General features: G+C 50.5%; 23 protein-coding genes and 1 pseudogene. 21 read left to right on the top strand and 3 right to left on the bottom strand.

Annotated elements, in window-relative coordinates:
- The first annotated feature begins 175 nt into the window (after window positions 1–175).
- The 20 genes and pseudogenes from HW447_RS16200 (at window position 176) to HW447_RS16295 (ending at window position 21,596) form a co-directional block, all read left to right on the top strand.
- Window positions 176–493, top strand: a complete 318-nt coding sequence (locus HW447_RS16200) for a hypothetical protein (protein ID WP_176256133.1) — start codon at window positions 176–178, stop codon at window positions 491–493.
- A gap of 185 nt (window positions 494–678) precedes the next feature.
- Complete coding sequence (gene mobQ / locus HW447_RS16205) at window positions 679–2,259, top strand: MobQ family relaxase (protein WP_176256134.1); 1,581 nt, start codon at window positions 679–681, stop codon at window positions 2,257–2,259.
- A gap of 64 nt (window positions 2,260–2,323) precedes the next feature.
- Window positions 2,324–2,971: a CHC2 zinc finger domain-containing protein gene (locus HW447_RS16210; RefSeq protein ID WP_176256135.1), complete on the top strand. Its 648-nt coding sequence runs from the start codon at window positions 2,324–2,326 to the stop codon at window positions 2,969–2,971.
- A complete protein-coding gene (locus HW447_RS16215; RefSeq protein WP_176256149.1) occupies window positions 2,937–4,274 on the top strand; it encodes a virulence-associated E family protein in 1,338 nt (445 codons plus the stop codon). The genes HW447_RS16210 and HW447_RS16215 overlap by 35 nt, the downstream gene beginning before the upstream one ends.
- A gap of 241 nt (window positions 4,275–4,515) precedes the next feature.
- Window positions 4,516–4,713 carry a hypothetical protein gene (locus tag HW447_RS16220; protein ID WP_176256136.1) on the top strand — a complete coding sequence of 66 codons (198 nt, stop codon included), beginning with the start codon at window positions 4,516–4,518 and terminating at the stop codon, window positions 4,711–4,713.
- The gene (locus HW447_RS16225; protein ID WP_176256137.1) at window positions 4,714–6,384 is read left to right on the top strand and encodes a recombinase family protein; all 1,671 of its coding nucleotides are present in this window, start codon (window positions 4,714–4,716) and stop codon (window positions 6,382–6,384) included.
- Window positions 6,385–6,474: 90 nt separating this feature from the next.
- A pseudogene (locus tag HW447_RS16230) lies at window positions 6,475–6,558 on the top strand (Maff2 family mobile element protein); the annotation flags it as partial.
- A gap of 85 nt (window positions 6,559–6,643) precedes the next feature.
- On the top strand, window positions 6,644–7,495 hold the full coding sequence (locus HW447_RS16235; protein WP_003502113.1) for a VirB6/TrbL-like conjugal transfer protein, CD1112 family: 852 nt from the start codon (window positions 6,644–6,646) through the stop codon (window positions 7,493–7,495).
- A 10-nt stretch (window positions 7,496–7,505) separates the two neighbouring features.
- A complete protein-coding gene (locus HW447_RS16240; protein ID WP_002604480.1) occupies window positions 7,506–8,054 on the top strand; it encodes an MT-A70 family methyltransferase in 549 nt (182 codons plus the stop codon).
- 1 nt (window position 8,055) lies between these two features.
- The gene (locus HW447_RS16245; RefSeq protein WP_002604479.1) at window positions 8,056–8,448 is read left to right on the top strand and encodes a PrgI family protein; all 393 of its coding nucleotides are present in this window, start codon (window positions 8,056–8,058) and stop codon (window positions 8,446–8,448) included.
- Window positions 8,408–10,804: a VirB4-like conjugal transfer ATPase, CD1110 family gene (locus HW447_RS16250; RefSeq protein WP_176256138.1), complete on the top strand. Its 2,397-nt coding sequence runs from the start codon at window positions 8,408–8,410 to the stop codon at window positions 10,802–10,804. The genes HW447_RS16245 and HW447_RS16250 overlap by 41 nt, the downstream gene beginning before the upstream one ends.
- On the top strand, window positions 10,801–11,757 hold the full coding sequence (locus HW447_RS16255; RefSeq protein ID WP_002604477.1) for a DNA-methyltransferase: 957 nt from the start codon (window positions 10,801–10,803) through the stop codon (window positions 11,755–11,757). Before HW447_RS16250 ends, HW447_RS16255 begins: the two co-directional genes overlap by 4 nt.
- The gene (locus HW447_RS16260) at window positions 11,754–13,724 is read left to right on the top strand and encodes a C40 family peptidase (RefSeq protein ID WP_002604476.1); all 1,971 of its coding nucleotides are present in this window, start codon (window positions 11,754–11,756) and stop codon (window positions 13,722–13,724) included. Before HW447_RS16255 ends, HW447_RS16260 begins: the two co-directional genes overlap by 4 nt.
- A 13-nt stretch (window positions 13,725–13,737) precedes the next feature.
- Window positions 13,738–14,460 carry a phosphoadenosine phosphosulfate reductase domain-containing protein gene (locus HW447_RS16265; RefSeq protein WP_002604475.1) on the top strand — a complete coding sequence of 241 codons (723 nt, stop codon included), beginning with the start codon at window positions 13,738–13,740 and terminating at the stop codon, window positions 14,458–14,460.
- 6 nt (window positions 14,461–14,466) lie between these two features.
- Window positions 14,467–14,733, top strand: coding sequence for a DUF4315 family protein (locus tag HW447_RS16270; protein ID WP_002584965.1), 267 nt, complete (start codon window positions 14,467–14,469; stop codon window positions 14,731–14,733).
- The gene (locus HW447_RS16275; RefSeq protein WP_002584964.1) at window positions 14,723–15,472 is read left to right on the top strand and encodes a DUF4366 domain-containing protein; all 750 of its coding nucleotides are present in this window, start codon (window positions 14,723–14,725) and stop codon (window positions 15,470–15,472) included. Before HW447_RS16270 ends, HW447_RS16275 begins: the two co-directional genes overlap by 11 nt.
- Complete coding sequence (locus HW447_RS16280; RefSeq protein ID WP_002584963.1) at window positions 15,469–17,544, top strand: type IA DNA topoisomerase; 2,076 nt, start codon at window positions 15,469–15,471, stop codon at window positions 17,542–17,544. The genes HW447_RS16275 and HW447_RS16280 overlap by 4 nt, the downstream gene beginning before the upstream one ends.
- The gene (locus HW447_RS16285; RefSeq protein WP_002584962.1) at window positions 17,541–17,909 is read left to right on the top strand and encodes a cysteine-rich VLP domain-containing protein; all 369 of its coding nucleotides are present in this window, start codon (window positions 17,541–17,543) and stop codon (window positions 17,907–17,909) included. Before HW447_RS16280 ends, HW447_RS16285 begins: the two co-directional genes overlap by 4 nt.
- Window positions 17,910–18,034: 125 nt before the next feature.
- Entirely contained in the window at window positions 18,035–21,382 is a 3,348-nt protein-coding gene (locus HW447_RS16290) for a YodL domain-containing protein (RefSeq protein ID WP_002584961.1), read from the top strand.
- Between the two features lie 4 nt (window positions 21,383–21,386).
- Entirely contained in the window at window positions 21,387–21,596 is a 210-nt protein-coding gene (locus tag HW447_RS16295; protein WP_002584960.1) for a transposon-transfer assisting family protein, read from the top strand.
- 201 nt (window positions 21,597–21,797) lie between these two features.
- On the opposite strand, the gene HW447_RS16300 is transcribed toward HW447_RS16295, so the two are convergent.
- From HW447_RS16300 to HW447_RS16310, 3 genes are all read right to left on the bottom strand, one after another.
- Window positions 21,798–23,132 (bottom strand): relaxase/mobilization nuclease domain-containing protein, encoded by a 1,335-nt coding sequence (locus HW447_RS16300; protein WP_002584959.1) that lies wholly within the window; start codon window positions 23,130–23,132, stop codon window positions 21,798–21,800.
- Window positions 23,093–23,422, bottom strand: a complete 330-nt coding sequence (locus HW447_RS16305) for a plasmid mobilization protein (protein WP_002584958.1) — start codon at window positions 23,420–23,422, stop codon at window positions 23,093–23,095. Before HW447_RS16305 ends, HW447_RS16300 begins: the two co-directional genes overlap by 40 nt.
- Window positions 23,423–23,623: 201 nt before the next feature.
- Window positions 23,624–23,980 carry a helix-turn-helix transcriptional regulator gene (locus HW447_RS16310; RefSeq protein WP_002584957.1) on the bottom strand — a complete coding sequence of 119 codons (357 nt, stop codon included), beginning with the start codon at window positions 23,978–23,980 and terminating at the stop codon, window positions 23,624–23,626.
- 398 nt (window positions 23,981–24,378) lie between these two features.
- Between HW447_RS16310 and HW447_RS16315 the strand changes: the two genes are divergently transcribed.
- Window positions 24,379–24,564: a cysteine-rich KTR domain-containing protein gene (locus HW447_RS16315; protein ID WP_003431289.1), complete on the top strand. Its 186-nt coding sequence runs from the start codon at window positions 24,379–24,381 to the stop codon at window positions 24,562–24,564.
- Window positions 24,565–24,567 lie beyond the last annotated feature (3 nt).

Raw genomic sequence — 24,567 nt, forward strand, 5'->3', positions numbered from 1 at the left:
CTCTTGACATGCATGGAAGTACCTGTTATATATAAAACAAGGGTGAAAAACCTGATTTAGAAGTTTCCCACCCTTCATTATCATAGAAGAATCTTATTTACAGAAATTTTCTCATACTCTCAATCTTGTTGCTTTAACAATTGAAAACTTCCAAGAAATTAATGATTATAATTCTTTGGCTAGAATAAAAAAATTAGAAAGTCTTTCTCTTGAGGGTAATTTTGCTAGCTCAAAAAAGATTCATGTAAATTCTTTAGATTTTTTAGCGGATATGAAGCAGTTAAGGTTTTTAAGTTTGCTTACTGTTAACTTAAAAAGCAAAGATTACTCACCTGTTTTAGAGCTTATAAATCTCGAACATCTCACATTAGGGTCTTATAAAGAAGTTAGACTTTTATATGATAAACTTATTAAACTTCCCAAGTTGAAATATGGAATGCTTTTAGAAAAGCCAACTTTATATACGGGTATTCAAAGTCAAGAAAATAAATAAATCCCAGTTTGTTATTCCACACACATCGGGTCAACTTGCCCCGAACTTTTACAACTAAATACCCGCCGTCCACACAGCGGCACACCAAGCAGGAAATCTGAAAAAGGTCTCCTGCTTTTTTTCTGCCCAAAATGAGGTGATAAAACGCCACCCCATCCACTAATTACCGAAAGGAGGGACACGAAATGCCCTGTCCACACAACGAAATTTCTATTGTGCAGCGCAGCCAACAGCAGTCTGCGGTTGCCGCCGCTGCTTACCAGAGCGGCGAAAAGCTGTTCTGTGAATACGACCAAGAAGTGAAGCACTACCCGGAAAAGCGTGGTATCGTCCACAATGAAATCCTGCTTCCGGCAAACGCACCGCCTGAGTATGCAGACCGCAATACTTTGTGGAACGCCGCCGAAGCGGTGGAAAAGCAATGGAACTCCCAGCTTGCAAGGCGGTGGGTGCTTACTATCCCCAGAGAGATACCGCCCGACCAGTACGCTGTCCTTGTCCGGGAGTTCTGCCAGCAGCAGTTTGTTTCCAAAGGCATGATTGTTGATTTTGCCATCCACGACCCCCATCCGCCGGGACACAATCCCCACTCCCATGTCCTGCTGACCATGCGGGCAATGGACGAACATGGGAAATGGCTTCCCAAGAGCCGCAAGGTTTATGACCTTGACGAGAACGGGGAACGGATAAAACTTCCGTCCGGCAGATGGAAAAGCCATAAGGAAGATACGGTGGACTGGAACGACCAGAAGTATTGTGAAATCTGGCGGCATGAATGGGAGGTCATCCAGAACCGCTATCTGGAAGCCAATGACCGCCCGGAGCGTGTGGACTTGCGTTCCTATGCCAGACAGGGGCTTGATATTATCCCTACTGTCCATGAGGGGGCTGCTGTCCGACAGATGGAAAAGCGTGGTATCCAGACGAATATCGGAAACCTGAACCGGGAAATTAAAGCCGCCAACAGCCTGATGAAGTCCATCCGGCAGCTCATCCAAAACCTCAAAGGCTGGATTACCGAGCTGGGCGAAAAACGGAAAGAACTGCTTGCACAGAAAGCGGCGGAGGAAGCTGTCTTTCTTCCCAATCTACTGATGAAATATATGGAAATACGAAAAGAAGAACGGAAAGACTGGACGAGAGCTGGACAAAACCGGGGGACTTCTAAGGACTTAAAGGCAGTCAGCGAAGCCCTGTCTTATCTCCGGCGAAAGGGGCTTTCCACTGTGGAGGATTTGGAAGCATTTCTGAAATCTTCCGAGAAATCTGTTGCCGACTACCGCAGCCAGATGAAGCCCAAGGAAACCCGCAGCAAAGTGATTGACGGGATTCTTTCCGCCCGGACAGACTGTAAGGAATGTAAGCCTGTTTATGAGAAGTACCAGAAGATATTTTTCAAGAAAACGAAGGAAACATTCAAACAGGAACACCCGGAGGTTGCCCGGTATGAGAAAGCCGCTGCCTACCTTGCCAAACACCCGGATGATAAGGACAGCACCAGAAAGGAGCTGCAACAGGAGCAGACAAAACTTATCAGCGAAATCGCAGAATTGAAAGTACCGTTAATCGATGTACAGGAGGATTTGAAGAAGCTGCGGGACATCCGCTACTGGGTACGGAAAGCCACACCCGGCACAGAGGAAAGCAAAGAGCCGCCCAAGAAACAGCCTATCAAGGAAGTCTTGCAGGATAAGGCTGACGAGAAAAAGACAGAGAAAACTGCCCCGGAGCAGACGAAACACAAACAACAAAATATGGAACTTTAACAGGCACTTGCCATTTTCAGATTGAGAATGTCAGGTGCTTTTTTCTTTTTAAGGAGGGATAGATTTGAATGTATTTGAAGCTGTGAAGCAGTCCGTCACAACAAGACAGGCTGCGGAGCATTATGGAATCCATGTAGGTCGGAACGGGATGGCTTGCTGCCCGTTCCATCACGATAAAACCCCAAGCATGAAGCTGGATCGGCGTTACCACTGCTTCGGTTGCGGTGCTGATGGGGATGTGATTGATTTTGCCGCCGCCCTGTATGGGCTTGGGAAGAAAGAAGCCACCGTACAACTGGCACAGGACTTCGGGCTTTCCTATGAGGACTGGAAACCGCTGGGAAAGGCAAAAAAGCCCAAGCCCCGGCAGAAATCCCCGGAGGAACAGTTTCAGGAAGCAAAGAACCGCTGCTTTTGTATTCTTGCCGATTATCTCCACCTGCTTATAGCATGGAGAACGGAATATGCTCCGCACTCCCCGGAGGAAGCCTTTCATCCCCGGTTTGTGGAAGCCTTACAGAAGCAAGCTCATGTGGAATATCTGCTGGATGTACTGCTGTTTGGGGAGACAGAGGAAAAAGCGGCTTTGATTACGGACTACGGAAAGGATGTGATACAGCTTGAACAGCGAATGGCAGAGCTTGCAGCCACAGACGCAGCAAGAATTAAAAAACACCATGAACGCCATGCAGCCGCCCCAGAGCGCCCCTGAAATCAAGGCGGGGCTGGAAACTACCGAGAAAGGCGGCGTCCGTCAGAGCATACGGAACTGCCTGACCGTATTCCAGCGTGACCCGCTGCTTTCCGGGGCTATCGCATACAACATCCTGACCGACCGCAAGGACATCATAAAGCCCATCGGCTTCCACAGGGAAAGCACTGCCTTAAACGATACGGATATGAAGTATCTGCTTCTCTATCTAGAAGAAACCTACGGGCTTACCAATGAGAAAAAGATTGATAACGCCATCGGGATTGTGGCGAATGAAAACAAGTACCATCCCATCCGGGATTATTTAAGTGCCCTTGTGTGGGACCGGACAGAGCGAATCCGTTTCTGTCTGCGGCACTTTCTGGGGGCTGACGCAGATGATTACACCTATGAAGCGTTGAAGCTGTTTTTGCTGGGCGCAATCTCACGAGCCTTTCAGCCGGGGTGCAAGTTTGAAATCATGCTCTGTCTGGTAGGCGGTCAGGGGGCTGGCAAGTCCACCTTCTTCCGTCTGCTGGCAGTCCGGGACGAGTGGTTCTCCGATGATTTGCGGAAGCTGGACGATGACAATGTGTACCGCAAGCTGCAAGGTCACTGGATTATTGAAATGTCGGAAATGATGGCAACCGCCAATGCCAAGAGCATTGAGGAAATCAAGTCATTTTTAAGCCGGCAGAAAGAGGTTTATAAGATACCTTATGAAACCCACCCGGCAGACCGCCCCCGTCAGTGCGTGTTTGGCGGCACTTCCAATGCCCTTGATTTTCTTCCCCTTGACCGTTCCGGCAACCGCCGCTTTATCCCCGTCATGGTGTACCCGGAGCAAGCCGAGGTTCATATTTTGGAGGATGAAGCTGCTTCCAGAGCTTATATTGAGCAGATGTGGGCGGAAGCGATGGAGATTTACCGAAGCGGCAGGTTCAAGCTGGCTTTCAGCCCCGCCATGCAGCGGTATCTCAAGGAACACCAGCGGGATTTTATGCCGGAGGACACCAAAGCCGGGATGATACAGGCGTATCTTGATAAGTACACCGGGAGCATGGTCTGCTCCAAGCAGCTCTACAAGGAAGCCTTAAACCATGCCTTTGACGAGCCGAAGCAATGGGAAATCCGTGAAATCAACGAGATTATGAACCAGTGCATTTCCGGCTGGCGGTACTTCCCGAATCCAAGGATGTTTTCAGAATATGGCAGACAAAAGGGCTGGGAGCGTGAAAACCCGGCAACGGACTCCGGCAACCCGTCTGAAAAAACGATGGACGGTTTTGTGGAGGTCACAGAACAGATGCAGCTTCCATTCTGAAAAGGACAGCCCGTTGCACACCCTGTTGCTATCCCGTTGCCGAGCCGGTTGCCGGGGGAAATCCTTTATTTCCGGGCTTTTTCCCTCTTTAACAACCAAAACAACAGAAAAATAAAAGAAAAGTATAAATAGTAACCATCGCCAGATTGAGATTGTTTGCAAGGTCTTTTGAAGCCCGTTGCCGGACTTCGTTGCCGACACTCTCTGTCTGGCTGTTTTCATGTATGGAGGATAACTGCCTATGGCAAAAAACAAAACAGAGATTCATGTGACTACTGTGTTTGACGGGGAACTGGACGCAACCGATGTGTTCGTCAGCCTGATTTCCCAGAAATACGGCAAGACAAATACGAAAGAATATCTTGCTAAAAAGAAAGATATGAACTATAATGAAGATGAGGTTCAAAAGAGCCAGATACCGTCTGGATTGTGTGGGTAAATGGCTATGATGAACGAAATGGAATATAGAACAATCGGAAAAGCACTTGCCGGGGGCTATCGTGCGGCGGTCTATTGCAGGCTGTCAAAGGACGATGACCTGCAAGGCGAAAGTGCCAGTATCGCCAACCAGCGGGATATGCTGGAAAAATACTGCGAAAAGCAGGGATGGGAGGTTGTAGCAGTCTATCAGGACGATGGCTTCACAGGTCTTAATATGGAGCGTCCTGATTTACAGAGAATGTTGAGAGCCATTGAGCGAAAGCAGATCAACCTTGTTGTCACGAAAGACCTCAGCCGTCTGGGGCGGAACTATCTGCAAACCGGGCATTTGATTGAGGACTTTTTCCCAAGAAATGGTGTCCGCTATATCGCCATGAATGACGGTATCGACACCCTGCGGGATAACAACGATATTGCCCCGTTCAAGAATATCCTGAACGAGATGTACAGCAAGGATATTTCCAAGAAAGTCCATTCCTCTTATCTTCTGAAAGCGCAGAAAGGACAGTTTACCGGGTGTCTTGCCCCGTTTGGGTATCGGAAAGACCCGGAGGACAAAAACCATCTGCTCATTGACGAGGAAACCGCCCCGATTGTGCGGCTGATTTTCGGATATGCCCTGAACGGTCATGGTCCGAACTATATCCGCAGACGGCTGGAGGAAGAAAAAATCCCCTGCCCCACATGGTGGAACCGGGAACGGGGGCTTCGCAATACCCGCACCAAATGGGAAAAGAAAGACCCGGAAAACGGGCGGTATATGTGGGACTTCTCCGTTATCAAAGACCTTTTGATGAATCCTGTCTACACCGGGGCGATTGCTTCCCAGAAAAAGGACTACCGTTTCAAAATCGGCACGATTGGGGAAAAGAAGCCGGAGGACTGGATTGTGGTGGAGGGGCAGCATGAACCGCTGATTGACCGCATGAGCTTTGACATTGTGCAGAACAAGCTGAAATCCCGCCAGCGTCCGGGGCAGACTAATGAAATCAGCCTGTTTGCCGGACTGTTAAAATGCGGCGAGTGTGGGAAGTCGCTGACGGTACGCTACACAAACGCAAAACATCCCCAGCAGATTTATTCCTGCAAGACCTACAATGCCTTTGGAAAGAACCACTGCACCCAGCACCGGATTGACTATGACACCCTTTACAGCCATGTGCTGCGGAAAATCCGGGAATGTGCCAGAGCTGCCCTGATGGACGGGGAAGCGGTTGCTGACCGCCTGACCAATACCTGTGAAGCCGAGCAGCGGGAACAGCGGGAAGCAATGGAACGCTCCCTTACAAGGGACGAGGAACGGATTGAGGTTCTGGACAAAATGGTCATGCGGCTTTATGAGGATATGATTGCAGGGCGTATCAGTGAGCAGAATTTCAACACCATGCTGGAAAAGACACAGACCGAGCAGACGGAGCTTAAAACAAAAGTGTCAGAGGGCAGAAAGCGGCTGTCTGATGAAGTCCAGCTTGCCAATGACGCAAAACAATGGGTGGAAGCCATTCAGGAATACGCCAACATCACAGAGCTGGACGCAGCCACCCTTAACCGCTTAATCAAAGAAATCGTCGTGCATGAGCGCATTGACGAAGATAAAACAAGACACATTTCTATCGAAATTCATTTTAATCTCAAACCCATCCCGGAGGTGGAACAGGTCACTGCCTGACCTGTCCCGCCGGGACGGTTCTCTTAAAAACACCATATAGATTTTTTGTACGCCGCCGCCCGCCATCGAGCAGAGTTTTACACCTAATTGGGGATAAAACAGTTGATGGCGGGCGGCGGCGTTGCCCTTATCGGCCTTACCCTTGTCCCGCTGCTCTCCGGCCTGTTTGGATAATGCCACAAACTAACACTACCCGCCGCGCTCTCCCGCTTCACGCGGGAGGGCGCGGGAAAGGAGGGATTAGCTTTTGATATGGCAGATGATTGAAGATTGGTTTCGCGGCATTTTGACAGACGGAATACTCTCTAATCTCTCCGGGCTGTTCGACAGCGTAAATACAGAGGTTGGAGAAATCGCAACGCAAGTCGGCACAACCCCCGCCGGGTGGAACGCGGGCATATTCAATATGATACGCAGCCTATCGGAAAACGTCATTGTGCCGATTGCGGGCGTTATCATTACCTTTGTCATGTGCTACGAACTAATCCAGCTTGTAATTGAGAAAAACAATCTGCACGATCTCGACACTTGGATTTTCTTCAAGTGGATTTTCAAAACCTTTGTTGCGGTGCTGCTGGTAACAAATACTTGGAACATCGTCATGGGCGTATTTGACATTACACAGAGCGTCGTCAACGACAGCGCGGGCGTTATCATATCCGACACAAGCATAGATATTGCAACCGTTATCACCGATATAGAAGCAAAGCTGGACGCTATGAGCGTCGGCGGGCTTTTGGGGCTATGGTTTCAATCACTCTTTGTGGGGCTTACCATGAAAGCGTTGTCTATCTGTATCATGCTGGTGGTGTACGGGCGCATGATTGAAATATACCTTGTAACGAGTATCGCCCCTATCCCCGTTGCGACAATGGTAAATCGTGAATGGGGCGGCATGGGACAGAACTACTTAAAATCCTTGCTTGCCCTCGGTTTTCAGGCTTTTCTAATTCTTGTGTGCGTCGGTATTTATGCGGTTTTGATACAGACAATCGCAGCAACCGATGACATATCCGGCGCGATCTGGTCTTGCATGGGCTATACCGTCCTCTTGTGTTTTACGCTTTTCAAAACGGGAAGCCTTGCAAAATCCGTATTCAGCGCGCATTAAGGGGGTGCAGATGAAGAAATACAAAATCATTTACGCCGATCCCCCTTGGAGATACGCGAGAAGCAAGGTACAGGGCGCAGCGGAAAAGCACTATCCCACTATGAGTATTGAGGAACTTTGCGCTTTACCCGTCAAAGAAATTGCGGATAAGGACTGTATTTTATTCCTATGGGCGACGTTCCCGCAGCTTAAAGAAGCGTTGCAGTTAATCAAGGCTTGGGGATTTACCTATAAATCCGTTGCCTTTGTATGGTTAAAGCAAAATCGGAAATCGCCCACTTGGTTTTATGGCTTGGGCTTTTGGACGCGAGGAAATGCGGAAATCTGCTTGCTTGCTACCAAAGGACACCCGAAGCGACAATCAAACAAGGTACATCAATTTATTATTTCCCCTGTTGAGCAGCACAGCAAAAAGCCGGATATAACGCGGGAAAAGATACTTGCCCTTATGGGCGACCTACCGCGTATTGAACTGTTTGCAAGGCAGCATACCCCTGGTTGGGACGTATGGGGAAATGAAATCAAAAGCGACATACGGTTTGCCGGAAAGGAGGTTTGAAATGGCGTATGTAACCGTCCCAAAGGATTTAACCAAAATCAAGAGCAAGGTAATGTTCAACCTTACCAAAAGACAATTACTCTGTTTCGGCGCGGCGGTGGCTATCGGGCTACCGCTATTCTTTTTGACAAAGGACAGCGCGGGAACGACAACGGCGGCTTTGTGCATGGTGCTTGCCATGCTGCCCATGTTCCTACTCGCTATGTACGAGAAGAACGGGCAACCGCTGGAAGTGATTATACGGCAATTTGTGGAAGTGAAGTTTCTTCGCCCCAAAGAGCGACCTTATCAGACCAACAATTTTTATACCGCCCTTGCGCGGCAGGAGCGATTAGATAAGGAGGTACGGGCGATTGTCAAAGGAAAAGGGAAAGACCCAAAACAAAAAGCGTAAACTTACGCGGCAGGAAAAGAAACAGATCGACGCGCTTATCCGGCAGTCAAAGGGCGACGGGAAGCCCCATACGGCGCAGGACAGCATACCGTTTGAACGAATGTATAAGGACGGGATTTGCCGCCTTGCAAACGGGCGGTATTCCAAGTGCATTGAGTTTGAAGATATTAACTATCAGCTTGCGCAGCCGGACGACAAGACCGCCATTTTTGAAGCCCTTTGCGATATGTATAACTCTTTTGACGCTTCTATCAGTGTGCAGCTTTCCTTAATCAGCCGCCATGCGAACAAGGAGGATTTCAAGAGCAGTATCACGATTGCCCCACAGAATGACGACTTTGACAGTATCAGAGCCGAATACACCGAAATGCTGCAAACACAGCTTGAACGCGGCAACAACGGGCTTATCAAGACAAAGTTTCTCACCTTTACCATTGAAGCAAAAGATATTAAATCGGCGCGGGCGCGGCTTGCCCGTATCGAAACGGACACCCTCAACCATTTTAAGGTGATCGGCGCGGCGGCGCGGGTATTGGACGGGAAGCAGCGGCTTGAAGTGCTGCATGGGCTTTTCCACCCGGACGGGGAACGCTTCAACTTTGCGTGGGAATGGCTACCCGTAAGCGGCCTTTCCGTCAAAGACTTTATTGCCCCGTCCTCTTTCCGTTTTGGCGACGGGCGAATGTTTCAAATGGGCGGGAAGTTTGGCGCGGTTTCCTTTTTGCAGATTGCCGCGCCGGAACTTTCAGACCGTATGCTTGCCGACTTCATGGAAGCGGAAAACGGGATTGTCGTCAATCTGCACATTCAGAGTATCGACCACAACGAAGCGATCAAGACCATCAAGCGGAAAATCACCGACCTTGACCGCATGAAAATCGAGGAACAGAAAAAGGCAATCCGCAGCGGCTACGATATGGATATAATCCCGTCCGACCTTGCCACCTACGGCGGCGAAGCGAAAAACCTTTTGCGGGATTTGCAAAGCCGGAACGAGCGAATGTTTTTGCTTACGCTGTTAGTTTTGAATATGGCAGACACAAAGCAGAAATTGGACAACGATGTATTCAGTGCCGCAAGTATCGCGCAGAAATACAACTGTATGCTCACCCGCCTTGACTACCGGCAGGAACAGGGGCTTATGTCCTCTATCCCGTTGGGCGAAAACCTAATCCAAATCCAGCGGGGCTTGACGACTTCCAGCACCGCTATTTTCGTCCCCTTTACGGTGCAAGAGCTGTTCCAAAGCGGCGAAGCGTTGTATTACGGCTTAAACGCCCTTTCCAACAATATGATTCTGTGCGACAGAAAACGGCTGAAAAACCCAAACGGCCTTATCCTCGGCACACCGGGCAGCGGCAAGAGTTTTTCGGCAAAGCGCGAGATCACCAACGCTTTTCTCATTACCGCAGATGATATTATCATTTGCGACCCGGAAGCGGAATATTACCCCCTTGTGGAACGGCTGAAAGGACAGGTTATCAAGGTTTCGCAGAACAGCACGCAGTACATTAACCCGATGGACATAAACCTCAATTACAGCGAGGGCGACACGCCCATAGCCTTAAAGAGCGATTTTATCCTTTCCTTTTGCGAACTCATTATGGGCGGCAAAAACGGGCTGGAAGCGGTTGAAAAGACCTTGATTGACCGCGCCGTTATCAGCGTGTACCGCAGCTACCTTGCAGACCCGAAGCCGGAGAATATGCCGATTTTGGGCGACCTCTACAATGAAATCAAGAAGCAGCCGGAAAAGGAAGCGCAGCGTATCGCGTCGGCGTTGGAACTGTATGTAAACGGCAGCTTGAACCTGTTTAACCACCGCACAAACGTTGACATTCACAACCGCCTTGTCTGCTTTGACATTAAGGAACTCGGCACCCAGCTTAAAAAAGTCGGTATGCTCATTATCCAAGACCAAGTGTGGAACCGCGTAACGCTCAACCGCAGCGAGGGCAAGGCGACGCGGTACTACATCGACGAGTTTCATTTGCTCTTGAAAGAGGAACAGACCGCCGCCTATTCCGTTGAAATATGGAAAAGATTTAGAAAATGGGGCGGTATTCCGACAGGTATCACGCAGAACGTCAAAGACCTTTTGACGAGCAGAGAAGTTTCAAACGTTTTTGAAAACAGCGATTTTGTCTATATGCTCAACCAAGCGCAGGGCGACCGGGAAATCCTTGCAAAGCAGCTTAACATTTCGCAGCAGCAAATGACCTATGTAACCCATTCCGACGCGGGCGAGGGGCTTATCTTCTATGGCAACGTGATTTTGCCCTTTATTGACCGTTTCCCGCAAGATACGGAACTCTATCGTGTAATGACGACCAAACCCGGCGAGGTGTCGGCATGAGGATAGAAATGGACAAAATCTATTGCGGCGACAGCTTGCAGGTGCTTCAAACCTTGCCGGAAAATGCAGTTGATTGTTGCGTAACGTCCCCACCCTACTATGCCTTGCGGGACTACGGCGCAGACGGGCAGATCGGACGGGAAGCAACGCCGGAGGAATATGTTTCCCGTATTACGGCGGTATTCCATGAGGTAAAGCGGGTGCTTACGCCGGAGGGTACTTGTTGGCTGAATATCGCGGACACTTATTGCGGCACAGGCAGCAAAGCCGACCACCAAGACCCCAAATACCCCAAAGGCAGGAACGGGCAGCAAGTGGCGTTTAACCACCGCGCCCCCGGCTGCAAGCCCAAAGATTTAATTGGTATTCCGTGGCTTGTAGCCCTCGCCTTGCGGGGCGACGGTTGGTATTTGCGCAGTTCTATCATTTGGCACAAAACAAACCCCATGCCGGAAAGCACGCGGGACAGGCCGACCCGCTGCTATGAATATGTGTTTCTGCTTACCAAGTCAAAGAAGTATTATTACGATTGGCAAGCAGTAGCCGAGCCGATAGCCCCCACAACGGCGGGGCGGCTGAAAAGCGGAGTTAGCAAAGGAAATAAGTATAACGTTACTGTTCCGGGGCAAAACCAACCGCAGAAAATCAACCGCCCCCGCGAAAAGGGCGCATACGCCGACGAGTTGATTTCTCCCGTCCGCAGCCGCCGCAACGTTTGGCAGATTAACAATGTCGGCTATCATGGCGGGCATTTCGCAGCGTTCCCGCCGAAACTTGCGGAAACGTGCATTTTGGCGGGCTGTCCCATCGGCGGGATTGTCCTTGACCCCTTTTTCGGCAGCGGCACGACGGGCATGGTAGCAAAACGGCTTAACCGCCGCTATATCGGCATTGAGTTAAACCCCGACTATTGCGAACTTGCAAAACAGCGGATTGGAGGTGATGAAGATTGAGCAAGGAACTGAAAGCCCCCGACAAGGTAACGCAAAAAATGACCCGCGACGGTGCGGTTGCGGAAAACCTCACGACGGGCGAAACGTCCAGTATCAGCGAAAGGCCGCAGGAAGAAAACTATTCAGCCCCCGCAGGGGTGGCAGCGGAAAAGGTTGTGCAGCATATCGGCGCAGAGATTGAGCGACACGCAGCAAAAGGCGCGGAGAAAAAAGCCCTTGACGCGACGCAGCCTAAAACCCATTCTTCCCGCTTGCAGTTTTCCGAAGCGGAACGGGCAACGCCGGAACTTCAAAAAGCGATCAAGAAATCGGATAAGGCGGCAGACTGTTTAGACGCAGCGCGGGCGGCTATCCCCAAGCAGACCAAAATCAAGAAAGAGCGCGTTTTTGACGAAGCGAAAGGCAAGGCAAAGACGCGCCTTTCCTTTGAAAAGACGGATAAGCCCCCAAACGGCAAGTTGCGGCATAACCCCTTATCCCGTCCGGCACAGGAGTTAAACAGTACCGTACATGGGAAAATCTACGAGGTAGAGAAAGAAAACGTCGGTGTGGAAAGCGGGCACCGGGTAGAACTTGCCGGAGAGAAAGCGGGCGGCATGGCGGCGCGGGCAGTTAAGGGCGGCATACGCCGCCATAAGCTGAAACCCTACCGGGCAGCGGCGGCAGCGGAAAAACAAGCGGTAAAGGCAAACGCAGATTTTCTCTATCAAAAGGCGTTGCACGATAACCCCGCGCTTGCGCACTCCAACCCCATTTCCCGTTTTTGGCAGAAGCAGCGCATTAAAAAGCAGTATGCAAAAACGCTGAAAGCGGGCGGCAAAGCGAAAAAAACCGCTGAAGCCACCGCAAAGGCGGCGAAGAAAACCGCGCAGGAAACCAAACGGGCGACGTTCTTTGTTGTCCGGCATTGGAAAGGCTGCTTGATTGTGGGCGGGATTGCCTTTATCGTGCTGCTGCTTTTCGGCGGGCTGTCCTCTTGCTCCCTCTTTGGCGGCAACAGCGGCAGCGGCTTGATTGCGTCGTCCTATCTCTCCGAGGACGCGGATATAACGGGCGCGGAAAGCGCGTATGCCGCTATGGAAGCCGAGTTACAAGATATGCTGGACAATATCGAAAGCGAATACCCCGGCTATGACGAATACCGGGTAAACGCGGACGAGATCGAGCATGACCCCTATGTGCTAATTTCTATCCTTTCCGCGTGGCATGAGGGCGTGTTTACACTCGATGAAGTGCAAAGCACCCTTGAAATGCTCTTTGAGAAACAGTATATCTTGACGGTCGAGGAAGAAGTACAGGTACGCTACCGCACCGAAACAAGGACGGACAGCGAGGGCAACCCCTATACGGTTGAAGTCCCCTATAACTATTACATTCTTCATGTGGATTTGGAAAACTTCAACCTCTCCCATGTCCCCGTTTACATCATGGGCGAAGAACAGCTATCCATGTACGCTATGTATATGTCGTCGCTGGGAAACAGACCCGACCTTTTCCCGCAATCCGGCTATGTGTCTAAATACTATGAAAACCCGCCCGCCGATTATGAAGTACCCGCCGCGCTGCTGGGTTCCGATGAAAAGTTTGCGCGGCTCATGGAGGAAGCAGATAAATACGTCGGTTTTCCCTATGTGTGGGGCGGCAGCACCCCGGAAACCTCTTTTGATTGCAGCGGCTTTGTGAGTTATGTGTTGACGAACAGCGGCCTATACAATACGGGCAGACTTGGGGCGCAAGGGCTTTACAACATCTCAACCCCTGTTTCTAACCCGCAGCCGGGGGATTTGGTGTTCTTTACGGGTACATACGACACCCCCGGCGTTTCCCATGTGGGGATTTATGTGGGCGAGGACGGGGACGGAAGCCCCGTCATGCTGCATTGTGGCGACCCTATCCAGTATTCAAAGCTGGACACCAGCTATTGGCAATCCCACTTTTACGCCTACGGGCGGTTAAATTACAATTAAAAGGAGTTGAAAAATGAATATTGTATCTTTTGGCGGCGGCACGAATAGTGCCGCCTTACTTATTGGCCTATACAAGCACAAAATCCCGATTGACCTTATCACCTTTGCCGATACGGGCGCGGAACACCCGCATACCTATCAATTTATCGAGATAATCAATCAATGGCTTGCGGAACACGGTATGCCGCAGATTACCGTTGTGCAGTATGTTGACCGCTACGGCAACCGCCTATCTCTTGAAACCGAGTGCTTGCGCTCTCATACGCTCCCGTCGATTGCCTACGGGCATAAGCGTTGTTCGCAGAAACACAAAATCGCACCGCAGGAAAAGTTTTGCAACCACTATGCGCCTTGCCGCGAAGTATGGCAGCGCGGCGAGAAAGTCAACCGCTATATCGGCTATGACGCGGGAGAAGTGAAACGGTATGAACATTCCCGCAAGTACAACGAAGCCGACAAAAAATATCATAACCGCTACCCCCTCATTGAAGAATGGGGCTGGAACAGGGACGATTGTATCCGGGAAATCAAAGCGGCAGGATTGCCGCAGCCGGGTAAATCGTCCTGTTTCTTTTGTCCGAGCATGAAGAAACAAGAGATTTTATATCTCAAAGAACACTATCCCGATCTATTTAACCGGGCGGCGACTTTGGAAGAAAACGCTATGCCCTATCTTAAAACCGTTAAGGGATTGGGGCGCAGCTATTCATGGAAAGAACAGTTTGGAAAGGAGTAAATGACTATGGCGAACACGAAACTTGACCGTATCGAAAGGGATATTGAGAAAACGAGGGCAAAAATCCTTGAACAGCAAAAGAAGCTGAAAGACCTTGAAGCGCAGAAAGTCGAGGAAGAAAACGCGCAGATCGTGCAAATGGTAAAGGCGGTACACCTTGACGGGACGCAGCTTGCCGCGTTCCTCTCCGCTTACGCCAGCGGCGAAATCACCTTGCCGCAGCCGGAAGCCACTTACCCCGCCGAACAGGAGGACAACGACAATGAAGAATAAAAAGATAATCCGAAAGTTTACCGTATTGCTTGCCGCACTGGTTATCATGTGCGGCTTTTCTGTTACCGCTTATGCGGGCGGTGGCGATGAAAGCGACGACACGCCTACCCCCGTAACCGAGGAAACCCCCGCGCCGGAAACCGAGCCGGAAGAAACGACGGGCGGCTATGAGCCGCAGCCCCTTACCCCGGACGGGAATATGTCCCTTGTGGACGATATAACGGGTGAAGCGTCCGGCGACAAGCAGTTTATCACCGTCGTTACCAAAAGTGGCAACTATTTTTACATCATCATTGACCGCGCCGAGGACGGGGAAAATACCGTCCATTTCCTTAACCAAGTGGACGAAGCGGATTTAACCGCCCTTATGGAGGACGGGCAGACCGAAGCCCCCGTTTGTAGCTGCACCGATAAATGCGTTGCCGGAAGCGTCAACACCGCTTGCCCGGTTTGCAGCGTCAACATGAGCGAGTGCGCGGGTGTGGAAGCCGAGCCGGAGCCGGAAGAAACCGAGCAGCCGCCGGAAGAAGAAAAAGGCGGCGGCATGGGTATTCTGCTTGTCGTGCTGCTTGTTGCCGCAGCGGGCGGCGGCGCGTTCTACTACTTTAAGATTTTGAAGCCCAAAAAGGACGCGGCGAAAGGCAGCAGCAGCCTTGACGACCTTGATTTTGACGAGGACGACGAGGAAACGGAAGTAGTCGAAACCGAACAGACCGAGCAGGAGGACGATAATCTATGAAACTTGTAATTGCAGAAAAACCGAGCGTCGGGGCGGCGATTGCCGCCGTTATGGGCGCGAATGAAAAGCGCAGCGGATATTTTGAGGGCGGCGGCTACCTTGTGTCGTGGTGTATCGGGCATTTGATTAGCCTTGCAGACGCGGCGACCTACAATGAACAATTCCGTAAATGGAAGTACGACGATCTTCCCATTGTCCCGCAGGAGTGGCAGTTTATTGTTGCCAGCGGCAAGGAGCAGCAGTTTTCCATTCTCAAAGACCTTATGCACCGCAGCGACGTTACCGAGATTATCAATGCTTGCGACAGCGGGCGCGAGGGGGAACTCATTTTCCGCTTTGTCTATGAACAGGCGAATTGCAAAAAGCCCTTTTCCCGCCTTTGGATTAGCAGCATGGAAGCAAGTGCAATCCGCGAGGGCTTTTCAAATCTCAAAGACGGGCGCGGCTATGACAACCTCTATCAATCCGCGCTTTGCAGAGCAAAGGCCGATTGGCTCATTGGCATTAACGCGACCCGCCTTTTCTCTATCCTCTACCATAAAACATTGAATGTCGGCAGAGTGCAAACGCCCACCCTTGCTATGCTGGTAAACCGCGACTATGCAATCAGCAGCTTTAAGAAAGAGAAATATCATGTCGTCCGGCTGGACGTTGGCGGCGTTGCCGCCCTTTCCGAAAGGCAGGACGACGAAGCGGCGGCGCGGCAGATGAAAGCGGCTTGCGAGAAATCGCAGGCCGTTTGTACTTCCCTTAAAAAAGAGAAAAAGACCGCAGCCCCGCCGAAACTGTTTGACCTCACCGCCTTGCAGCGGGAAGCAAACCGTTTGTATGGGTTTACGGCGAAACAGACCCTTGACTATGCGCAAGCCCTTTATGAAAAACGGCTTTTGACCTATCCCCGCACCGACAGCAAATATATCACTTCCGATATGGAGGGCAGCACAAAGGAACTTATCACCGGCCTTTGCGCTGCTCTCCCCTTTATGCAGGGCGTGAAGCTGCAAGCCGACCTTGCGAGGATTTGCGACAACAGCAAAGTAACCGACCATCACGCCATTTTGCCGACAGCGGAGTTTGTGAAAACGGGCTTTTCTTCCCTTGCCGAAAGTGAGAAAAAGCTAATGACCCTTGTGTGCGCAAAACTGCTTTGCGCCGTTGCCGCGCCCTATGAGTATGAAGCGGTTACGGCGGTTTTCACTTGCGGCGGCTATACCTTTACCGCAAAGGGCAGGACGACGCTTTGCGAGGGTTGGCGCGAGATTGAAAGACTATCCCGCGCCGCGTCCGGGGAACAGGACGAGGACGCAGAGCCGGAAGCGGTTTTACCCCCGCTTGCCGAGGGGCAGACCTTTGACAATCCGGCAGCGGAGATCTCCGAACGTTACACGCAGCCCCCAAAGGCATTTACCGAAGATACGTTACTTTCGGCTATGGAGAGTGCGGGAAAGGAGGACACGCCGGAGGACGCGGAGCGCAAAGGGTTAGGCACCACCGCGACGCGGGCGGGTATCATTGAAAAACTCATTAGCGCGGGCTTTGCCGAGCGCAAGGGCAAAAAGCTAATCCCCACAAAGGACGGGTATAACCTTGTCGCTATTCTGCCCGACAGCCTTACGTCCCCGCAGCTTACGGCAGAATGGGAAACGCGCCTTACCGGGATTGCAAAGGGCAGCGACAGCCCCGCCGACTTCATGCGCGGGATTGAGGAAATGACAGCGGGGCTTGTCAAGACCTATTCCGCGATTTCCGAGGATAAAGCGAAGCTGTTTACCCCGCAGCGGGAAGCAATCGGCACTTGCCCCCGTTGCGGCGCGGCGGTTTACGAGGGCAAGAAAAACTTTTACTGCTCCGACAGGGCTTGCAGCTTTGTGATGTGGAAGAATGACCGCTTTTTTGAGCAGCGCAAAAAGGCTTTCACAAAGGCGATTGCCGCCGCCCTTTTGAAAGACGGAAAGGTAAAAATCAAAGGTATGTACTCGACCAAGACGGGAAAGACCTTTGACGGAGTTGTGCTGCTTGCCGACACAGGCGGCAAGTATGTAAACTTCCGCGTCGAGCAGAACCGAAAATGATAAGGCTTGATGAAAAGCAATACCGCGCCGTAAAGAAAATGACCCGCGCCGCTTGTGCAAACAACGATTGCGGGAATTGTCTGCTGCTGGACGACGGGGAAACTTGCGTTTGTGTGCAGAGTATCAGCTATTCGCTGCTATGCCGCTATTTCCGCGAAGCGGTATTACCCGCCGACAGGCAGCTTTGCGAACAGATCACCCGCAGCGGGGAAACCGATTTGAAGCGTTGCGCGGTATGCGGCAGCACGTTTGCGGCGGGCAGCAACCGGGCGAAATACTGCCCCGATTGCGCGGCAAAGATACGCCGCAGACAGAAAGCCCAAAGCGAGAGAAACAGGCGTTTACGGATAAAAACAACTACATAGCAAGCACAGCAAACGAGTACCCGTTTGCGAGAAATGCCCGCGCTTCCCATAGAGAGCGCGGGCATTTTGCTTGTTGGGATAGTCCCAAACCCTTATATGACCGAGAAAGGACGTGATGAAAGAATATGCCGTATTCCTCATACGACCATGACAAATTAGAAGCCGCCGAAACCATGCGGATAGAACGCCGGATATATTTTGAAGCAAAGGACAGGGAGATTGCCCCTTATGCTTCCTTGCCGATTGCGCAGCTACTTTCCATGCGCAGCGAAAGCGCGGCGGCAGAACAGGCGATTTTTGACGACCTTAAAGAACGCGCCGCCGCATGGGAAGAACAGGCGGGAAGAACGCTTTTGCTGGATAAAACACTTGAATATGTGAGAACGCCGCACGTCCAGCACACCGCTAACGAGTGGCAGACCACCGAGCATAACCGCCATATTCGCAGCAACCGGGTATATCAGATGAATTACTACATTTACGAGAATACCCGCTACGACAAAGAAGCGCAGAAATCTATCCCGTATTCATGGACGCTTACATGGAGCGTGCGCACCAACAGCCCAAGCAGAACCCAAGCGAAGATTGCCGGACAAGATAGAAAGGTTTTCACCGACAAGGCAGCTATGGAAAAGTATCTGAATGGGCGTATCAAAGCGTATGACCGCTTGTTTACGGAAATCTCCCCGCCTATCCCGCAGGAGTACGCCGACTATTTCAAAGTAAACGGTATGCTCATGCCGGACTACACCATAGAGGGCGAAGAACCCCCGCAGCAGCAACAGGCGGCAGCTATCCCCGAAAATACCGGGCAGGAAAAGGAGCGTGAACACATGAGCGAACAGTTTTCTATTATGATAGGCAACCGCAGCCGCTTTGACGCGGGCGACCCCGGCGGCTATTGGTTGGATATGCCCGCCACAAAGGAGCAGTTGCACGAAGCTATGCGGAACGTCGGCATTACCGCCGACAACCCGCAGGATTTTTCCATTCGCGGCTATTCCGACGACCCGGAGAAACATATTGCCTTGCCTTATGAAATGGTATGCGCCGCCGACGTGGACGAACTCAATTTTCTTGCGGCGCGGCTCGAACAGCTTGACCCCGCCGAGGTTGGCAAGCTGAACGCAGCTTTGCAGCAGAAAAACGGGCTTGCAAATATTGGACAGGTAATTGACTTCACCTACAACGTGGATTTTTACGTCCATATCCCCGAAGTACATAACTACCACGATTTGGGCGACTATTACTTAAATCAATCCGGCATGGTACAAATGCCCGAAGAATGGAAAGGCGGCATTGACCTTTCTACTTTTGGCAGGAACGCTGCCGCGCAGGAAAAAGGCGCGTTTACCGAGTACGGCTATATCGTGGAAAGCGGCGACGAGTGGGAACGGCAGTTTGAGGGGCGCGAAGTGCCGGAAGAATACCGCATTATGAGTTACCCGCAGCCGGAGCGCGGCGAACAGGACAAAGCCTATATGGACGCAGCCGAAACGCAGCAAGCAGACGCACAGGCCGCAGAGCCGCAGCAGCCCCGCCCCGTCGTCCCCATTATCCTTACTTCCGAAAAGCCCGCCGAAAAGGTAAAGGAGATCACCGCGCGTTTGGAACAGGGCGTACAGGCGATTTTTGACAGCGACCGCTACAAAGAGTTTCTAACCGCTATGTCAAAGTTCCATGATTATAGTTTGAATAACACTATCCTAATTGCTATGCAGGGCGGCAATTTGGTAATGGGCTTCCGTCAATGGGAAAAGGAGTTTGACCGCCATGTAAAGAAAGGCGAGAAAGGCATTAAAATCTTTGCCCCCGCGCCCTACAAGGTGAAAAAGCTGGTTGATAAAATCGACCCCGAAACGAGAAAGCCCATGCTTGACCGCGAGGGAAAAGTGGTAAAGGAAGAAAAGGAAATCACCGTCCCCGCCTTTAAGGTTATAACCGTCTTTGATATTTCGCAGACCGAGGGCAAGGAGTTTCCCGACCTTTCCGTTAAACCGCTGCTTGCCGATGTGGAGCAGTACGAGGATTTTTTCGCCGCCCTTGAAAAAGCGTCCCCCGTCCCGATTGCATTTGAGCAGATCACAAACGGCGCAAATGGGTATTTCAGTTTGACCGACAAGCGTATTGCAATCAAAGAGGGCGTGAGTGAATTACAGGCGGTAAAGACCGCCATTCACGAAATCGCCCATGCGAAGCTGCACGACGTAGACTTAAACGCCCCGCCGGAGCAGCAAAACCGCGTTGACCGCCATACCTGCGAGGTAGAAGCGGAAAGCGTCGCTTATACGGTTTGCCAGCATTTCGGCCTTGATACTTCCGATTACTCTTTCGGCTATGTGGCTGGTTGGAGCAGCGGCAAGGAAATGACCGAGTTAAAAGCGTCCCTTGAAACAATACAGACCACCGCAAAGGAACTCATTACCGAGATTGAGGGGCATTTTACCGAGTTGCAGCAGCAGCGGCAAGCCGAGCAGGAGCAGGGCGATACCTTTTCCATTTATCAGTTAAAGCGCGGGGACGAAACAAGGGACTTGCGCTTTGAGCCTTATGACCGTCTGCAAGCGGCTGGACTTACCATTGACCGGGTAAATTATGAACTCGTCTATACTGCACCGCTTACAAAGGATATGACGCTGGGCGACATTTGGGAAAGGTTTAATATCGACCACCCCGCCGACTTTAAGGGGCATAGCCTTTCCGTTTCCGACATTGTTGTGCTTCATCAGAACGACGAGGACACCGCCCACTATGTAGACAGTATCGGTTTTCAGCAAGTGCCGGAGTTTTTGCAGGAGCAGCAGACCCCCGTATTTGACAAGCTGCCGCCCGAACAGCAGCAAGCCTTGTCCGACACCGTACAAGACACTTTGCAAATGCTGGTTGACGCAGACAAGCGGATTTATGGCGACGTTACGGGCAAGACCCTTGAAGCAATCGCGGCGCAAGGATATTCCTACAAGGACGGGCAGCTTGAAAAGCAGCAGCCGGAAGCGACCCCCGACAGCCTTTTGACGGGTGAAACCGTTAGAACGCCGAGGGGCAATTTTCATATTACCGATATGAGCCGTGAACAGATCGAAGCGGCGGGATTTGGTTTTCACCATGCGTCGGAGGACGGGAAGTATCTCATTATGGGGAATGGCACACAGGCTTATGCCATAGCCGCCGAGCAGCCGCAGCGGGATAATCCCTTAAAGCACGTCGAGGACACCATAGAGCAGAACGACAACAATTTTGACGGGCTTATCAACAATACGCCGCAAACGCCCACCGTTGCAGATTTTGAGCAGCGGGCAAAGGCGGGGGAAGCGATTTCCGTTACCGACCTTGCAAAAGCGGTAAAAGCCGAGAAACGGGAACAGCCGCAGAAAAAACCGTCCATTTTGAAGAAGCTGGACGAATACAAGAAACAGGCGGCGCAGCAGCCGAAAGATAAACAGAAAGAGCATAAAAAGGATTTGGAGGTTTGATAGCATGAATACCCGCTTTACCATTGAGGAAGAAAACATTGTTGCGATCTACGCCGAGGACAGCCGGGAAACAACGCTTGAAAATATCCTTGCCGCCATGCCCTACATGGACGAGGATATGCGCCAGCTTGCCGCCGCAGCGGTGAACAAGCTGCAAGCCATGACGGACAGCGAGTTTTCCGAAAGGGAGTTTATCTTGACCGACGAGGAATAGCCCATAGAGAACAGGGGCGCGGTTGCCGATTTCCGGCACCGCGCCCCTGTTCTTTTTTTGTCCTTGCGTGGACAATTAGAAAGCCGTTTTTGCGGGTTTGAATATACTTTATCGTCTATGTCGTTTTCATGCGCTGGAAGCCGCAGAAACACAGGCGTTTTCAGCCCTTAACATTCCACTTGCCACCCCATGTTTTGCGCCTTATCGCTCCTGCTCCCGCGCCCTGCTTTGGGACGGGTAAAGAATACTATCGACGTTCTTTTTGACAACGCCGTATTCCTGCATTTGCTTCTTGGCTTGCCGATAATCTTCATACAATTTGGTTTTCCTGTCGTTTAAGCTTCTATACTCCTTGCGCAGCGCGGCGAGATCGGGCAGCTTCTTTATCTGCATTTCCTTTAATGCCCTTGCCGCAGCTTCAAACAGGATAATTTCGCTTTCATGCCCCCGCAGATACTTTTCCTTGTCCGGCGATTTTCGGTATTCATCGTAAATCGGTTTTAACTGTCGGTATGTGGTGGTGTGCTTGATAAGCAGCGACAAATCAGACATACGCTGTTCCACTTCCTTAACCGCCTTTGCCGCCGCGTCATGAGCGGTCATAATATCGGCTATCTTGCTTTCAAGTTCGCTATAATACTCAATCTTGTTTTCGGTTAGGAAGTTCATGCTTTTAGCAGCCTGTTTCAGATTATGGATTTTTGCCCACCGTTCATAGCCCGCCGACTGTTGGGCTTTGATACTGTTTTCAAGATCGACGACAAGCCGGATTTTCTTATCTTCCCGCAGCGTTTTTGTTTTGGCAACATACACGCCCTTGATACGCTCCTTTATCGCTTCTTCCGTATAGGCCGCGCCGAGCGTCTTTGTGCGGGTAAACCGTTCCTGTCCGGCAGCGCGAAAGGAAATGTATTTGCCCTGTTTGATTTCATACCCCATTTCCTGCAAGCGGCGCAGCAGTTCGTCAAAATCTTTCACTTGGGGAATGAGAGTATCTATCGCCGTTTTCAGCTTTGCTTTGTAGCTTGTCCCTTGCTTTTCGGCGGTGTATTCTGCATAGCTTTTTCCCTTGTCCTGTCCCGGTACGACGACGGATAGCCCATGCTCTTTACATATCCTGTCGCTGGTGCGCCGGATAAAGTGATAGCTTTGCTTGTTGGAATGGTACTTTTTGTAGTCAACGAAGCTAACCGCGTTGAAAATCAAGTGATTATGCAGATGGTCTTTATCGACGTGAGTTGTCAAAACAAACTCATACTTGCCGCCTAATACCGCCCCGGCAAGTTCCATGCCGATTTTGTGCGCTTCTTCCGGTGTGGTTTCTCCCACCGCAAAGGATTGTATCAAGTGCCGCCCTAAATGTGTGCCGCGATCTCCGGCAGCTTCCCGCGTCCATGCAAACTCAATATCGGCGGTTTCCAGCCCGCAGCCGAAAGAGGACGCAAGCAGCTTCCCGTCTGTCTTTTCGGGATTTAAGATATAGTCTATCGCAGCCTTTAAGGTTGATTTAATAGGGTGCGTCTTTGTAACCGCCATATCTCGTCCACCGCCTTTTTAATGTCCTCTATATCCTGCCTGTAAACCGTCCCCGTCGCATTGGCGCGTTTTGCAATTTGGTTGATGTTCCGGCTCACCGCTTGCAGTTCCCGGATATATGCTTTTGTGTCGCTTCGGTCAACGACAAGAATATACCCGTCTATCGCCATTTTACGGAAGTATGCCCCATACTGCTTTATGGGAAGCTGCTTCATCTTCTCGTCGATCAGCCGCTTTTCTTCTTCCGTAACGTAAAACTTCATCTGTATATTTCTCTTTCGGTTTTCCATTTCCGCACCGCCTTTCGGTATAAGGGTTTGGGATTATCCCAACAAGCATTTTCCGCAAACGGGTACTCGTTTGCTGTGCTTGCTATCTACTCCATACCCCCACCGAAAGGCGGTATTTGTTGCGCGTTCCTTTGATTTTGGACGCAAAAAAAGATTGCAGCCGCCATGCGCTGCAATCTCCCGATTTCTCATATTGTGAGGTTAATCCTCTGCTTTTTCGACTTCCGTTATCTCCCTTGCTGTTGCGGTTACAATCCGTATGCCTTTATCGCTCATACCGTCCAGCAGCGCGTCAAGCTGCCGCCGCCCGGTGGATTTCTCCGCATTGCTGTTCGGGAAGAAAAATTGATCTACCGAAATATGATACCGGGTTACAAGGTCATAGAATACCTGTAAACTCGGCTGTTGTCCCTTGTTCTCGATATTCGCAAGGTAGCGCGGGGAAATATATAACTCGTCGCTTACCTTTTTGCGGCTCTCGCCGTATTCATTTCTCGCGGCTTTTATAGCTGCCCCGAAAGCCTTAAAGTCGTACAATGGTACGGGTCTTTTTGCCATTTTCATTCACCCTGTTACATTTTACAGTTCACCTTTCTTTTTGGATATGTCCACACAATTCATATCATTAGGTTAAATACTTCCTGTTGTGTATTGACAGTAGACTGATTTTCTGATAAAATAAAATTTATGTAAAAGGAGGCGGCGTTTATGTTGCATAGCATGCGTATTAGATAAGCATTGAAAAAAAGGATTTTCCCATTTTCAACATGGGCTTTTTTGTCATGCTTATTTTGCGGATGCTATACAAAAAACTAACGACGTATAGATATAGTATAGACATAGTGCAAGCTATGCCTTAGTTTTGTTGTACTGCTCTGTGCATTATAAATGCAGGTCAATGCTCATGTTGAGGATTGACCTGCATTTTTTTGTGTAAAAAGGACGAGTGAAATATAATGCTTAAAAAATATTGGATAAAATGTCCGATTTGTAACGGAAAGACGAGAGTTCAAGTATTTCATAATACTGTATTAAAAGATTTTCCTCTTTTCTGCCCTAAATGCAAATTGACGCATATCATTGATGTAGAAAAATTAGAGATTGTAATCAAAAATACAGAAAAACAAACTTTTATTATTTAGAAG

The organism is Enterocloster alcoholdehydrogenati, assembly GCF_013282095.1.
Taxonomy (GTDB): Bacteria; Bacillota; Clostridia; order Lachnospirales; family Lachnospiraceae; genus Enterocloster; species Enterocloster alcoholdehydrogenati.

Bases quoted from the DNA above. Each gene is read 5' to 3' on its own strand.
- HW447_RS16265 (WP_002604475.1), top strand. From the start codon at position 13,738: ATGAATATTGTATCTTTTGGCGGCGGCACGAATAGTGCCGCCTTACTT.
- HW447_RS16240 (WP_002604480.1), top strand. From the start codon at position 7,506: ATGAAGAAATACAAAATCATTTACGCCGATCCCCCTTGGAGATACGCG.
- HW447_RS16245 (WP_002604479.1), top strand. From the start codon at position 8,056: ATGGCGTATGTAACCGTCCCAAAGGATTTAACCAAAATCAAGAGCAAG.
- HW447_RS16280 (WP_002584963.1), top strand. From the start codon at position 15,469: ATGAAACTTGTAATTGCAGAAAAACCGAGCGTCGGGGCGGCGATTGCC.
- HW447_RS16275 (WP_002584964.1), top strand. From the start codon at position 14,723: ATGAAGAATAAAAAGATAATCCGAAAGTTTACCGTATTGCTTGCCGCA.
- HW447_RS16285 (WP_002584962.1), top strand. From the start codon at position 17,541: ATGATAAGGCTTGATGAAAAGCAATACCGCGCCGTAAAGAAAATGACC.
- HW447_RS16220 (WP_176256136.1), top strand. From the start codon at position 4,516: ATGGCAAAAAACAAAACAGAGATTCATGTGACTACTGTGTTTGACGGG.
- HW447_RS16235 (WP_003502113.1), top strand. From the start codon at position 6,644: ATGATTGAAGATTGGTTTCGCGGCATTTTGACAGACGGAATACTCTCT.
- HW447_RS16300 (WP_002584959.1), bottom strand. From the start codon at position 23,132: ATGGCGGTTACAAAGACGCACCCTATTAAATCAACCTTAAAGGCTGCG.
- HW447_RS16295 (WP_002584960.1), top strand. From the start codon at position 21,387: ATGAATACCCGCTTTACCATTGAGGAAGAAAACATTGTTGCGATCTAC.
- HW447_RS16290 (WP_002584961.1), top strand. From the start codon at position 18,035: ATGCCGTATTCCTCATACGACCATGACAAATTAGAAGCCGCCGAAACC.
- HW447_RS16270 (WP_002584965.1), top strand. From the start codon at position 14,467: ATGGCGAACACGAAACTTGACCGTATCGAAAGGGATATTGAGAAAACG.
- HW447_RS16315 (WP_003431289.1), top strand. From the start codon at position 24,379: ATGCTTAAAAAATATTGGATAAAATGTCCGATTTGTAACGGAAAGACG.
- HW447_RS16255 (WP_002604477.1), top strand. From the start codon at position 10,801: ATGAGGATAGAAATGGACAAAATCTATTGCGGCGACAGCTTGCAGGTG.
- HW447_RS16225 (WP_176256137.1), top strand. From the start codon at position 4,714: ATGGCTATGATGAACGAAATGGAATATAGAACAATCGGAAAAGCACTT.
- HW447_RS16310 (WP_002584957.1), bottom strand. From the start codon at position 23,980: ATGGCAAAAAGACCCGTACCATTGTACGACTTTAAGGCTTTCGGGGCA.
- HW447_RS16215 (WP_176256149.1), top strand. From the start codon at position 2,937: ATGAACGCCATGCAGCCGCCCCAGAGCGCCCCTGAAATCAAGGCGGGG.
- mobQ (WP_176256134.1), top strand. From the start codon at position 679: ATGCCCTGTCCACACAACGAAATTTCTATTGTGCAGCGCAGCCAACAG.
- HW447_RS16305 (WP_002584958.1), bottom strand. From the start codon at position 23,422: ATGGAAAACCGAAAGAGAAATATACAGATGAAGTTTTACGTTACGGAA.